General features: G+C 43.9%; 11 protein-coding genes. 4 read left to right on the top strand and 7 right to left on the bottom strand.

Annotation, left to right across the window (positions count from 1 at the left end):
- Nucleotides 1-253 precede the first annotated feature (253 nt).
- The 3 genes from LIX84_RS15210 to hrpA form a co-directional block, all read right to left on the bottom strand.
- Nucleotides 254-769 (bottom strand): outer membrane beta-barrel protein, encoded by a 516-nt coding sequence (locus LIX84_RS15210; RefSeq protein ID WP_005394222.1) that lies wholly within the window; start codon nt 767-769, stop codon nt 254-256.
- Nucleotides 770-968: 199 nt separating this feature from the next.
- Nucleotides 969-1,448: an outer membrane beta-barrel protein gene (locus tag LIX84_RS15205; RefSeq protein WP_226421757.1), complete on the bottom strand. Its 480-nt coding sequence runs from the start codon at nt 1,446-1,448 to the stop codon at nt 969-971.
- Nucleotides 1,449-1,630: 182 nt separating this feature from the next.
- Complete coding sequence (gene hrpA, locus LIX84_RS15200; RefSeq protein ID WP_226421658.1) at nt 1,631-5,617, bottom strand: ATP-dependent RNA helicase HrpA; 3,987 nt, start codon at nt 5,615-5,617, stop codon at nt 1,631-1,633.
- 185 nt (nt 5,618-5,802) lie between these two features.
- Between hrpA and LIX84_RS15195 the strand changes: the two genes are divergently transcribed.
- A complete protein-coding gene (locus tag LIX84_RS15195; protein ID WP_046875241.1) occupies nt 5,803-6,387 on the top strand; it encodes an FMN-dependent NADH-azoreductase in 585 nt (194 codons plus the stop codon).
- Between the two features lie 79 nt (nt 6,388-6,466).
- On the opposite strand, the gene LIX84_RS15190 is transcribed toward LIX84_RS15195, so the two are convergent.
- Both LIX84_RS15190 and LIX84_RS15185 read right to left on the bottom strand, forming a co-directional pair.
- Nucleotides 6,467-6,886, bottom strand: coding sequence for a hypothetical protein (locus LIX84_RS15190; protein WP_225480717.1), 420 nt, complete (start codon nt 6,884-6,886; stop codon nt 6,467-6,469).
- Between the two features lie 62 nt (nt 6,887-6,948).
- Nucleotides 6,949-8,253 carry a MipA/OmpV family protein gene (locus tag LIX84_RS15185; RefSeq protein WP_226421657.1) on the bottom strand — a complete coding sequence of 435 codons (1,305 nt, stop codon included), beginning with the start codon at nt 8,251-8,253 and terminating at the stop codon, nt 6,949-6,951.
- Between the two features lie 237 nt (nt 8,254-8,490).
- Between LIX84_RS15185 and LIX84_RS15180 the strand changes: the two genes are divergently transcribed.
- The 3 genes from LIX84_RS15180 (at nt 8,491) to LIX84_RS15170 (ending at nt 11,421) form a co-directional block, all read left to right on the top strand.
- Entirely contained in the window at nt 8,491-8,841 is a 351-nt protein-coding gene (locus LIX84_RS15180; RefSeq protein ID WP_041852963.1) for a hypothetical protein, read from the top strand.
- A gap of 9 nt (nt 8,842-8,850) precedes the next feature.
- On the top strand, nt 8,851-10,791 hold the full coding sequence (locus LIX84_RS15175; RefSeq protein WP_226421656.1) for an alkaline phosphatase D family protein: 1,941 nt from the start codon (nt 8,851-8,853) through the stop codon (nt 10,789-10,791).
- A gap of 189 nt (nt 10,792-10,980) precedes the next feature.
- A complete protein-coding gene (locus tag LIX84_RS15170) occupies nt 10,981-11,421 on the top strand; it encodes a tellurite resistance TerB family protein (protein ID WP_005394215.1) in 441 nt (146 codons plus the stop codon).
- A 252-nt stretch (nt 11,422-11,673) separates the two neighbouring features.
- Here the strand turns inward: LIX84_RS15170 and LIX84_RS15165 are convergent, their stop codons facing one another.
- A complete protein-coding gene (locus LIX84_RS15165; RefSeq protein ID WP_005394213.1) occupies nt 11,674-12,204 on the bottom strand; it encodes a 3'-5' exonuclease in 531 nt (176 codons plus the stop codon).
- A gap of 83 nt (nt 12,205-12,287) precedes the next feature.
- The gene (locus tag LIX84_RS15160; protein ID WP_226421655.1) at nt 12,288-13,829 is read right to left on the bottom strand and encodes a sensor domain-containing diguanylate cyclase; all 1,542 of its coding nucleotides are present in this window, start codon (nt 13,827-13,829) and stop codon (nt 12,288-12,290) included.
- Nucleotides 13,830-13,836: the final 7 nt, after the last annotated feature.

The raw sequence follows: 13,836 nt of genomic DNA, 5'->3' as shown, positions 1-13,836 counted from the left end.
TTTTTGCAAAAAATCGCCATTTATTGCATTTTTGGCTCAGTTAAAGGCAGATGAGAACAAAGTAATATCAACACAAAAATTATGAGGTCTAACGATTGATTTTATCGTAATTTGATCGTTCGAAAAGCACTGGAAATACTTGCGCTCTGTGGCTTTATCATTGATGGGCGCGTAAATTGAGATAAGTAACACTGACTTGGTTTCAAAGATAGCGATGAAACCAAGTCAGTAAAGTTTTCATAGAGACTGATTATTATAGGAAATGGAAGGTAATATTCCCCGTCACACTGCTCACGGTGTCACTATCGCTGTCAATATCCACGCCAAACGCTTGATAGCTTGCCCCAATAGAAACATTATCGAGCAAGAAGTATTCGGCACCGACACCATACATGTAGGAGACACCATCATCTTTATCTAAATTTCTCAGTCCGCCGTCATAATCAACATTGAATGCATTGATGCCACCTTTGGCATAGACATGAAGCGGCCCAAAGTCGATGCTTGGTTTCGCTGCTAAATAGAATGAATCAAAATCAGCACTACCCCTGCTGCCACTCAGTGATAAATCCACCTTGCCGTGATTAAAGTAACCTGCTTCAATGCCAATGAATGGCAAAATACCAGTACCTACATGAATACCGTAGGTTGTATCGTTTTCGCTATCGATATCAGATTGACCAATTTGACCGCCAGCGTAAATCCATGAGTCAGCCATTGCTGATGTTGAGCACAACGTTAGAGCTAATAACGAGAGTGTTTTTTTCATACTATCCCTTCCTGAGCGATTCCTAAGCGAAACATTACGCAAATATGCGTATTTAATCGCCACTATATATTGGAAAGCATGAGCATTTTAAGATCCAAAAGTGAATAATTTATGTTCAACTTTTGTTTTGTGACTTCCAGACAAAAAAACACCGACATAAAGTCGGTGTTTTTCATATGGGTGTTAGAAAGCTAGACGCTTATAGGAAATGCAGTGTTGCGTTAACAGAGAACGTGCCGATATCGTCTTTACCCGCCGTGTAGTTCATGTAGCTAGCACCAACAGACATCGGACCAAAAATGAAGTACTCAGCACCTACACCGTACATTAGATCCAAATCGTCATCGTCTTTGCCGCCTTTCACTTCTTTGTCCCACTGGTGGAAGCCACCTTTTGCATATACATGCAGTGGACCAAAGTCGATGCTTGGCTTAAGTGCTGCGTAGTAAGACGTTAGCTTAGTGTCTTGACCATTTACGTTAAATTCACCGTGTTGCGTCACACCGGCTTCAATACCAATGATAGGTAGGATGCCTGTACCAATGTGAACAGAGTATGATGTATCCGTCTCACCTTTGTAGTCAGACTGACCTACTGTTGCACCACCGTAAATCCAAGAATCTGCCATTGCCGCAGAAGATGCGCCAAGTAGCGCCACTGCTAATAGAGTTTTTTTCATCATCTACCTTTACTCTTTATTATTCCCACGTCTGCATAACTCAGTCGTTGGTACTACAAATAAAGGGAGGCGAACCATTGCCTCCCAGAACTAAAAAATAACGCTTATTGAGTTACTAGCAATTAGTGTACCAGTAACCTCATACGCGAGAATTACAAATCTGACGCTATTTTACTGGTTGATTAGCAAGCATCAATCGCGTTTTTGACTCGTTTATCAGAAACAGGATAAGGAGTGCCTAATTGTTGAGCAAAGTAACTCACGCGAAGCTCTTCAATCATCCAACGCACTTCCTTTACGTTTTCAGGAATGGCCACACCTTTCGGGATCTTGTTCAGCAACTCTTTATAGTCTTGAGTCACAGATTCAATCTTCAGCATGTGTAAACGATCTTTGTTTGGATCGATTGGCAACTTCTCCATACGACGCTCTATCGCACGCATGTAGCGAAGAATATCCGGCAAGCGTTTCCAGCCACATTCCGTCGCAAAGCCTTTGAAGATCAAGCCTTCAATTTGTGCTTTGATATCCGACAGAGCAAACGCCATAGTGAAGTCGATTTTGCCTTTGAGCTTCTTATTGATGCTGAACGCCGTTGTCAGAATAGTCTCAACCTGTTTCGCGATCTCTACGACGGTATCACCCAGTTCAGCACGAACGTGTTCTTTCAACGCTTCGAACTTCTCTGGCTCCCAAACTAAGCCACCCTGCTCTTCAATAAGCTTATCGACACCACAGGCGATACAGTCATCGATCAGATCAAGCACTTTGCCGTAAGGGTTAAAATACAAACCCAACTTCGATTTGTTCGGTAAGTTAGCGTGCAAATATTTAATTGGAGACGGCACATTCAACAAAATCAAACGACGCTGACCAGCACGCATTGCCGTTATCTGCTCGTACTCCGTTTCGTAGAGTTTGATTTCAACGCTGTCTTTGCTATCAACAAGTGCTGGATATGCTTTTACATCGTAGCCACCACGTTTTTGTTGATACACTTTCGGCAATTCACCGAAGCTCCACGTATGCAGACCTTGCTGTTCAATATCGTCATCCGCCACTTTGGAAAGCGTTTCTTGAACTTTGTCTTTCAAGCTCTCTTTCAATTCGTGAAGATCTTTATGTTCCTTCAGTTTGCGATTTCGATGATCAACCGCGCGGAACGTGACTTTCAAGTGTTCAGGCACCTGTTCCAAGTTCCAGTCTTCACGCAACACTTCTACACCCGTCATGCGGCGCAACTCTTTCTCCAATGAATCTAGCAGCGGCGCTTCCATTGGTGTTACGCGAGCTAAGAATGCATCGGCATAGTTTGGCGCAGGCACAAAGTTCTTACGAATCGTCTTCGGCAGCGATTTAATCAAGCTAACCACAAGCTCATGACGTAAACCTGGGATCTGCCAATCAAAGCCCGCTGGTTCAACTTGGTTTAAAATCGGCAACGGCAAATGCACTGTGACACCGTCACTATCATCGCCTGGTTCAAATTGGTAACTCAACTTGAGCTTCAAACTATTTTGATGCCAGAAGTTCGGGTAATCCAAGTCGGTGACATGACTAGCATCGCCCTTGAACAGCATCTCTTTTTCAAAGTTCAGCAGTTCAGGATCTTCTTTCGATGCTTTTTTCCACCACGTATCGAAATGTTTACCAGACACCACTTCGGTACCAACACGTTGATCATAGAAATCAAACAGCTCATCATCATCCACCAAGATGTCACGACGACGAGATTTGTGTTCAAGCTCTTCCACTTCTTGCAGAAGCTTACGGTTTTGCTTAAAGAACGCGTGTTTGGTTTCCCACTCACCTTCAACCAGTGCACTGCGAATAAAGATTTCTCGGCTAACGGTCGAATCGATACTGCCGTAGTTCACCAAACGTTTCGGTACGATTGGCACGCCGTAAAGCATGACTTTTTCGTGCGCCATGACTGCTGCACGTTTCTTCGACCAATGTGGCTCGCTGTAACTGCGCTTGATAAGATGTTTGGCTAATGGTTCAATCCACTCCGGCTGAATCTTGGCAATGATGCGACCCCAAAGTTTTGAGGTTTCCACCAGCTCGGCCGACATTATCCACTTAGGTTGTTTCTTAAATAGACCCGATGCAGGGAAGATATGGAAACGAGCGTTGCGCGCGCCTTGATATTCATTCTTTTCTTGGTCTTTCATACCGATGTGCGACAACAAACCAACCAAGATCGCACTGTGTACACCATGGTAAGAAGCAGGCTCATCGTTAAGTTTGAATTCCATCTCACGCATCGACTGATGAATTTGGAAGTACACGTCTTGCCACTCGCGAACGCGCAAGTAGTTCAAATAATCTTGCTTGCACTGTTTGCGGAACTGGTTGCTAGACAACGCTTTTTGCTGCTTTTGGATGTATTCCCACAAATTCACAAACGTCAGGAAGTCCGACTCTTCATGGAAGAAACGACGGTGCTTATCATCTGATGATTGTTGTTTGTCTGAAGGACGCTCGCGTGGATCTTGAATCGACAAGGCCGCTGCAATGATCATCACTTCTTTAAGCGCACCATATTTTGGCGCTTCCAATACCATACGCGCCAAGCGTGGGTCGATTGGCAAACGAGCTAATTGGCGACCGATGGAAGTCAGGCGTTTTTTCGGGTCTTTTACCTCAGAATTAATCGCGCCAAGCTCTTCCAGCAAACGAACACCATCTTGGATGTTACGTTTGTCCGGCGCTTCCACAAATGGGAAGGCTTGAATGTCGCCCAAGCCAAGTGCGGTCATCTGTAAGATAACCGATGCTAGGTTGGTACGCAGGATCTCGGGATCGGTAAACTCTGGGCGCGACTCAAAATCTTCCTCTGAGTACAGACGGATACAGATACCCTCTTCCACACGACCACAACGACCTTTACGTTGGTTCGCACTCGCCTGAGAAACCGGCTCAATTGGAAGACGCTGAACCTTAGTTCGGTAACTGTAGCGGCTAATGCGCGCCGTGCCCGGGTCGATAACATACTTGATGCCCGGAACGGTTAGCGAGGTTTCTGCCACGTTGGTTGCCAGTACAATTCGGCGACCAGTATGAGGTTGGAAAATCTTGTTCTGCTCGCCCGCCGACAAACGCGCGTAAAGCGGCACAATTTCGGTGCTCTTCAGATTGCGTTTAGACAGTGCATCTGCGGTATCACGAATTTCACGCTCACCGTTCATGAAGATCAGGATGTCACCTAAACCTTCATCGCACAATTCGTCGACCGCTTCGAAGATGCCTTCAAGTTGGTCACGATCATTGTCGTCATCACCGCTTAGTGGGCGGTAACGGGTTTCTACTGGGTAAGTACGACCTGACACTTCAATAATTGGTGCATTGTTGAAGTGTTTTGAGAAGCGCTCTGGGTCAATGGTTGCCGACGTGATGATCACTTTCAAATCAGGACGACGTGGTAGCAACTCTTTCAAGTAACCCAAGATGAAATCGATGTTAAGGCTGCGCTCGTGCGCTTCATCGATAATAATGGTGTCGTATTGATTCAAGAAACGGTCATGCTGAATTTCAGCCAGCAAGATACCGTCCGTCATCAATTTGATTTGGGTATTTTCAGAGATCTGATCGTTGAATCGAACCTTGTAACCAACAAACTCACCCAGTTTGGTTTCCATCTCTTCGGCAATACGGTTCGCAACCGAACGCGCCGCAAGACGACGAGGCTGAGTATGACCAATCAGGCCGAACTTACCGCGACCAAGCTCAGCGCAGATTTTTGGCAGCTGAGTGGTTTTACCAGAACCGGTTTCACCCGCGACGATAACCACTTGGTTTTCTTCAATCGCTTTAGCGATGTCGTCACGCTTTTGGCTGACGGGCAGAATTTCTGGGTATTCAATCGTTGGTTTGTAGTTGCTGCGTTGTTCCGCAACCATCATCGATTTAGCAATGTCGAGTGCAATTTCATCAAACACAGCATTACGTGCTGCATCTTTCTTAATTTTGCTCGCACCAGAAATGCGTTTACTTAAACGGAAGCGGTCACGCATCATGCACTGGCTTAACGCTTTGCGTAGAGACGCCGCGCTATTCACTTGAGCCTGAGGTGCTTTATCTTGTTTCGCTGTCGCCTTTTGCACACCATTTGACGGTGTCGCTTGCTCTTCAGCGGGATTCTTTTTTGGGGGCTGTGACGAAGTCAAAGCGTTTCCTATTCTTTTCATTACAAAAACTGCGCGGATTGTATCACACAAGATCTGTAACAAGATAACCGAAACCGCATTCAAATTTTTCGAACATGTTCAGCGAATCCCTATACTTTTTAACCAACATGCCTCGCTTATAATGGCTCCCATAGTCAAAAGCACTTATTTAAGGAATAACCATTATGTCTCGTGTACTAGCTCTAAAATCAAGCATCCTTGGCGACTACTCTCAATCAAACAAACTGGTTGAAGACTTCATCAAAAATGTGGACCAAGACAAGCTAACTGTTCGTGATTTGGCTGCCAACCCATTACCAGTTTTGGACTTCGCCGTTGCCACTGCACTTCGCGCAACGGAAGATCTTTCACAAGAACAACAAGCGGTTGTCGAACTGTCGGATACCCTTATTGAAGAAGTAAAAGCCGCAGACACTTTGGTTATTGCCGCACCAATGTATAACTTTACAATTCCAACTCAGCTTAAAAACTGGATTGATTTGATTGCTCGTGCTGGCGTGACATTCAAATACACTGAAAACGGCGTTCAAGGCCTGATCGAAGGTAAGAAAGCGATTGTCATCACGACTCGCGGTGGTATCCATAAAGATTCACCAACTGACAACGTCACACCATACCTGCGTACCGTGCTAGGTTTCGTTGGTATAACTGATGTGGAATTTGTTTATGCGGAAGCGCTAAACATGGGTGAAGATTTCGCTGCGAAAGGCATTTCTGAAGCGCAGAGCCAACTTGCAGCGATAGCGTAAATTGGCCTAAGTTCAAGAACAAGTAGAATACAAATAACAAGGGATTGGTTCGCGCCAATCCCTTGTCGATCAAAATACCCTAATCGTGTTTAGAAGTTATCTTATTTCTCCCAGAGCGATTCACTTTCTCTAAGTTGTGTAGCGCTTCGTGATAGAGCTTTTCCAAAGACTGCTCAGCTTCGTTTATCATATTCTCAATCATCGCATCAAACGCGACATCACTCGGAATTTCGAGATCGTCTCCAACGTCAACCTCAAGAGAATTGACGTACAACACTAACCATTCATCACTCTCTAAATGTCCTTCCCCGTGGACGACAAAAAAGCGCTTGGCAAATTCATCGTTGGTACAGTTTATCGCCTCAATTTGAATATTGAATGAGGAGTCGATACTCATGGTGCTCATGCCATCCGATTCATCAGATGCATCACAAACAGCCTTAACTTTGGCACGATACACGAAGGTTCGCGTTGAAAGCAGCATTGTATTATTCATCATTACTCATAATGGGCGATAAAGAAGTCAGTTGCAAATCCGACCTATATGCATCTTACGATGCTCTAAAACTCGAACTGGAAGTAAATGGTATTGTAGTTGCTTCCGCCTTTAATGCGCCCAAACTGGGACGCATTTTCGAAAATCGCTGAACGGTGATGCAATGAATAACCCACCCACATATTTCCCCAGTTTTTTTGGTTGAATAAGTCACCTATATTTACATCAAACGAGAAGTCTAAGTAGTTCAGTAGCTTACTTGGTGTATAACCCTTGTCTTCCATTTCGGTTCCTTCGATGTAGGTAATGTTGTCGACGTATGACATACCTTCCGCAACACCAAATCGCCAAGTCGTTGGCCAATTAACGGTATAATAAGCCTTAATCGCCATCACGTATTCTGTGCTCGCGGACTGAACACTGGACGACCAGTGATGAACCAAACCTGGCGTTAAATAAATATCAAGAGGAAAGCCAAACAACTCGTCCGTTAGCGGGTGCCCATAAAACAATGAAGTAAGTTGATTGTCGTATGGGTCTTTTTCTCTCTCAAAGCTAAATATTTCACCAATATTTGAAGGTGTCGCCCAACCATGCGCGATACGTAGATATGGTTTATTACTCAGTGTTGATTTCGGAGCTTTGCCTTTATCGTTGAAAAAGCCAAAACCGACAAACACTTCACCTTGATATCGGTCTTCTACAAGCTGGCTGTTGTAGGCATTATCATCTAAGCGAGTGACACTCGTCTCCCCCAATAAATACAAGTTGGAAGTCACATGATAACGCGCTTTGATGCCGAGGTTGGCGTCAAGTCCTGCTCCAATTCTTTCCCCAGTAACATCTTTAAACGCATAATATTCACTGTTGAAGTCAGCGTCTTTGTATCGAATCGTGATAGATGGCTCTAACTCCCAATCACCAAACGCATAATTAGCGGCAAGGCGATAATTAGAGTGAAACTGGAGTTCATCGTCCGTCATTAATTCTACTTCTGCGCGCCAGTTGTCGTTAATGCTATAACGAACTTGACCACCGAAGTCGACTCTGTCCCCTTCATTGGCATTTTGTAGCGACATGGGAATATCAACAAATCTCAATCGCATAATCGCACTCGCGCGCCAGTCAGAATCACTCTCGTCATACAGAAAAACGCCGCCTTCAATGCCATTGATATACAAATGCTCGTTTTCAAAGAACATCATTGGTACAAATGTACTCACCGTCGAGTCATTATCGGCGGTATAAAACGGGATCGATGCAGTGCGATACATCGCTGCAATTCCCCACGTTTGCTCTTCTACACCATACGCAGAAGAAGCCATCGCAGCTAAAGGCAAAGTGAGTGTTGTTAGAATTAATCTCTTCATGAGTTCGAAAAATGTTGGTTGAGAAGCAGGCAAACATCAATGATTTGCCATTTAAAGCTTATGTTCTTCTGATGATAGCCGTTACAATGACAAATGTTGTCATCCTCGTGACAGTTTGAGTCCCAAGATTATATTAATATTGCACGACTAGATGAGCTTATTTGTGAATATTTTTACTATCGTAACAAGCTCTTAAAACTCTAGCTTAGCTCTAAATCAAACATAATGAAGTAAAAAGTGAAAGCATCAGAACTTATCTCTACCTTGAATCATATACCCTCAGACACGGACCCAGACATTGTGATGGGAGAAGCATGGCTGCCTGAAAGGTTGATAGGGACTCAACTTGATGGGGACATGTTATTTTTGCACTTTGATAATGCTCCAGAAGATGGTCAGGGAGACGAGGAGGGACGCGGCTTCGTCGAGCACGAAATAGATCTAATCAGAACGCGGCTTCAGCAAATTTTGGATGAAGACAGTGATAACGCGTCAAAAGCCGATGCGATGCTTGGTTTGTTCCTTATGGGACATGAACTTAGTAGCTCGCAAGTTATCGAAATATTAGAAGAAGAAGCTGACACATAAGGAGCCGTTTTGCCAGCATTGATGAACACGACTGAAATTTCTTCACTTCCTCTTGTCGTTGCAGGTCCGATCCTACGTAAAGTGACCGCAACTGAAATCAATATTTGGCTAGTCACCACCCAACGCTTGGAGGGTATGGTGCAAATTACGGATGAAAATGCCTCCATCCTTTATCAAGCCCCTTTAAGTGAACAAAAAGAACAGCTTCAAATCGGCCTCAATGCGTGGTGTTGCTTACTTAAATTAGAAGGCGAGTTTCCAACCCATCAAGCGTTACGCTATCAAATAAAAACGCAATATGGCTTAGTGACGGAACTGCTCCCTCACCTGACTTATGAGCGAGATAATACGCCAAACTTGGGTATTGAGTTCCTAATCAGCGAAAAAGCAGATTATGTTCTGCATGGCTCGTGCCGGAATCCCCACCACTTCAGTAAAGATACATTGGTCGCTGCGGATCATAAAATCGCATCTCAAACCATCGAAGAAAGACCAGATATGCTCATCATGAGTGGTGACCAAATCTACGCAGACCATGTTGCAGGCCCTACTCTGGACGCCATCGAACAAGTCATTGTCCTACTCGGTTTACCGGGCGAAGAATTCGAGCAAGCGCCGATAAAAAATACCAATGCCCTCTACCAGCACTCAGCTTGTTATTATGGTCGGGACAAATTGTTGCCTCATTATGTGAATGATGGCAGTTTACTGAGTACGTTTTTCCCGCACAGAGGGACGCCAATATTCAGCGCCAAAGAGTGTGAAAACCATCTAATAAGCTTTGCCGAATGCTTTGCAATGTACTTATTGGTTTGGTCTCCGACCTTATGGAAGCTCATTCGGACAGATCGCTTATTAGAAAATGAGTTTACTGTCGGCGGAGCAACTCTCGAACCTAAATGGCAGCAGCAATGGCGCGAAGAAAAAGCTCAAATAGATAAATTCGTCTCAGGTCTAGATAAGGTTCAACGCTTACTTGCTCACATTCCAACCTACATGATCTTTGATGATCACGATGTCACCGACGATTGGAACCTTACCATAGGCTGGGAACAAGCCGCGTACAGCAACGCCTTTGCGAAACGTATTATCGGGAACAGCCTGATTGCCTACTGGCTCTGCCAAGGGTGGGGAAACGCGCCAGAAAAATTCAATGATGAGTTTATGAGTATCGCTCAACGCTTTTTCAACGAGCGTTCCTCACAAACTCAAGATGCATTTATTCAATATTTGTATCGCTTTGAGAATTGGCATTACACCATTCCGACGACGCCAAAAGTTGTCGTGCTAGATACGCGAACCAGACGCTGGCGTTCTGAGTCTAAAATGAACAAGCCCTCTGGGTTAATGGACTGGGAAGCAATGATTGAGTTCCACCAAGAACTTGTTCATCAAGACAAAGTTATCATTGTTTCTGCCGCGCCAATGTTCGGAGTGAAATTTATCGAAGCACTGCAAAGAGTAGTGACGATGCTTGGTAAACCATTGATGGTCGATGCTGAAAACTGGATGGCGCACCCCGGAAGTGCGAATACGCTTATTAGTATTTTTACACATACTAAGACGCCGACCAATTTCGTTATTCTCTCTGGCGACGTGCACTACTCTTTTGCATACGACATTAAGCTTCGCTACCGAAAAAATAGTCCGAATATCTATCAAATCACCTGTAGCGGGATTAAAAATCAGTTCCCAACCCAATTGCTCAATATTTGTGATGGTCTAGATAGACTGCTATATAGCCCTCGTTCGCCTTTAAACTGGTTCACAAAACGTAAGCGGCTAAAGATCTACAAACGCGCACCAAGTTCGCACAATTTTTATCGCTTAGTTAACCACAGCGCCATTGGTGAGCTGCGTCTTGATGACGAAGGAAAGCCGAGCCAAATTAGCATTCTAACGAGCGATGGTGAAGAGGTACATTTTCCACCAACTCGTGCAGAAGGCTAAATCTCGCTCCCAAAATGACTTGCCCTTTCTTGAAGGCAAGTCATTTTGACTGAACTTAAAAGTACGAGGGATTTGGGTAGATGAGCAAAGCTCTTGACTGTCAACGGCGTGCTAAATTTGATACCACACCTTGAGATCTACCGTATTTATGACCATGTTAACCAAATAAACAATAGCTCGGTGTTCAATATGTTTAACTCTCTTACCTCATTATTTAAACAGCTCATTGAAGGCTCTGATTTAAGCCAAACCAACACACTCTCTCCGAATATGGCTATCGCGTGCTTGCTGTGTGAAGTATCTGGTGCAGACCATAACGTCGATGATAAAGAGCAAGAAACAAAGCGTTCATTATTGATGAAGCTTCTGTCATTAAATGAAGAAGAATCAAATGCTTTGTTAGAGCAAGCGCAACAGAAAATAAAAGACTCCGCGTCTCTGTACGATTTTACTTCTCAACTGAGGGAATTGACTCAAGAAACGCGCTACAACTTAATCAAAAGCATGTGGGAAGTGGCGTATGCCGATGGCGAAATTGATCCACTAGAAGATGCAGTGATCCGCAAAACAGCAGAACTACTCTACGTTGATCACAGTGAGTTCATTCGAGCAAAGCTGCAATCTCAGTAAGGAAACAAGGTAAACATGTAAGTCGCGCAAGCTATTTCAAGTCTACCGTGAAATGATGGCGAAGATTGAGTTCTATAGCCATAAAAAAACGCGCATTACGCGCGTTTTTTCGATAAGCCAACGACATTGTTATTAAAATACTGGTCAAGATATGAATGTGTTTGACGAGCTCTACACTAAACAGATTCCATGACAAAACGACAATGGTTGAATGACGATTTGATTATAAGTTTGCCTATCTATAGCGGACTATTAAAGCATAGTCAGAGCAAGCTTCGCTAAATTGTACGCATCCACATAACCAGAATGTTGGCGCCCTTCCCAATCAATGCCTTTTGCTTCTTGAGCTGCTCGGTGACCAATACGCTTATCCTTAAGACGATTTTGAATGCGATAAAGCGTCGCTAAGTTGATGAACTCCGTAAATGGCGCTTCAATACCTTTTTGCTTACACTCTTCAAGCAAGATGAGGTCATCTCGGCCCCATGATGCATAAATCTTGTTACGACCACCGAAGTTCTTAACCATGGATTTAAGCACTTCTTCTAATGGGCGTCCTTGTTTTTCAATTTTACGTGGCGTAATACCTGTTAGCTCGGCACAAAACAGCGAAACTTCATCATGTTCAGGTTTTACGTAGTATTGAGCTCGCTTGACTATCTCGCCTCTAGACAAATCTATTTCAGCTAACCCAACTTCGATAATTTCACCCGTGCTGCCGACGCCATTTTCGTTCCAGCAACACATTTCTAAATCGAAGCATACAATACGGTTATGGTTCATAGTTTGTCTTGATTCCTAACATAAAATTTTAAAGCGTGGGATTCTACCGTAACACGGTGTAAAACTCGAATTTGCGCGCCCATTTAATCGCCAATCGACACATTGTTACGACCGTTTTTTTTACTCAAATAAAGTTGATTATCCATTTTGTGATACAAGCTTTCAGGATCTTCATCTTTATGGATAACCGCGCCGATACTTAACGTGCAAATGATTGAAGCATCGCCATAGTCAAAAGCCGTACTTGCCACGATGCTCCGCAACTTTTCCAGATAAGCTTCCAGTGCTTCTTTATCAATGACTTTAGAAATAATACAGAACTCATCACCACCAGCACGATAAAATCGGTCTCCAGGCTTTAGATTCGCACTGACTAGCTTAGTCACATGCTGCAATGCTTCATCTCCCCCTAAATGACCGTGCTTGTCATTGATAACTTTGAAGTGGTCGATATCAAAACCAACCAATGCGAAGCTAACACCTTTGTTTATCTGGCTAAGCAAATGATCGTTAAACGCTCGGCGATTAAGTAACTGAGTTAGAGGGTCACGCTCAGCCATCCTTTTTAATTCGACAGTTTTAAGCTCTAACATGACCGCCAAGCGCTCTTTTTCTCGTGACTGCAAATTCACAATCCAACTAATCAAAAAGGCGATTACCAACCCGGCTAATGTCGTGCCCGCTAAAATAGAACGCTCCCAAGCAGAGACGGCATCAGAAAGTTTAAAATCAATCCGCCACTCACGATTAGGCAGTTGAATGGTACGGCTTATAACCGTTCCTCGAATGTTATCCCAGTTTGAACTTTGGAAGAGAACGGGGTCATCTGCTGCGTCAAAGCCTAAATCTTCTACGCGCACCGACATATCTAGCTCAGTCGCGGTTTTAGTGATCAAATCCTCAAAGTAAACTGTACTTCGAATCACCCCTGTCACTACACCTAATAAATGTTGGTTCTCGAAGTCAAACACTGGATGGAACACTAGCAGCCCAGTTTTAGGAATGGACTTGTCATACCCATCTTGCAGTAAGCGAACTTTATCCGAGACATTCGCTCGCCCATTTGTGGATATATCATCCAAGATGAGATCGAAGCGTTTACGTGAAAAATAGAAACCTAGTAGAGAAAGGTTTTCTGGTGTTCTTGGATAAATATCCGATGCGATAAAAATTGGCTCTTTGTGTTCAAAAATGTACCCGTAGGTTTTGGGGCCATCTTTAGGAACGGTAAACGGTTGGAAATCAGGAAATGTTTGACGGGTCTTTAAAATATGCTCATCAAGGTCTTCGAATTCGACCTTTTGCATCCATTGAAGTCCAATTAGACTTCGCGAGCTATTGATTACTTGTTCCGCATACATTGGGAACGAAGACCAATAGGTGCGTTCAATCGAATGAAAAAAGTTTGCACCTGCACCAATAAACTTTAAATCATTTTCGACGTTCGCTTTCAGTGATTCTGCTTGTCGGTCAGCTAAAGTATCAAACGTCGTCTGCGTATACCGTTGCTGCATCGTATAAGCAGCACCGACCACACCAGCAGTGACACACAACGTCGCTGCAAAAGCTAGAATAGAGTCTGAATGTCGTTTGATAACGCTCTTGTGAGCGGTGCTTTGTGTCATATCTTAA

Origin of the sequence: Vibrio sp. E14, assembly GCF_020515785.1 — a bacterium.
GTDB classification, from domain to species: Bacteria; Pseudomonadota; Gammaproteobacteria; order Enterobacterales; family Vibrionaceae; genus Vibrio; species Vibrio diabolicus.
This window is presented reverse-complemented; position numbering and strand designations above follow the sequence as displayed.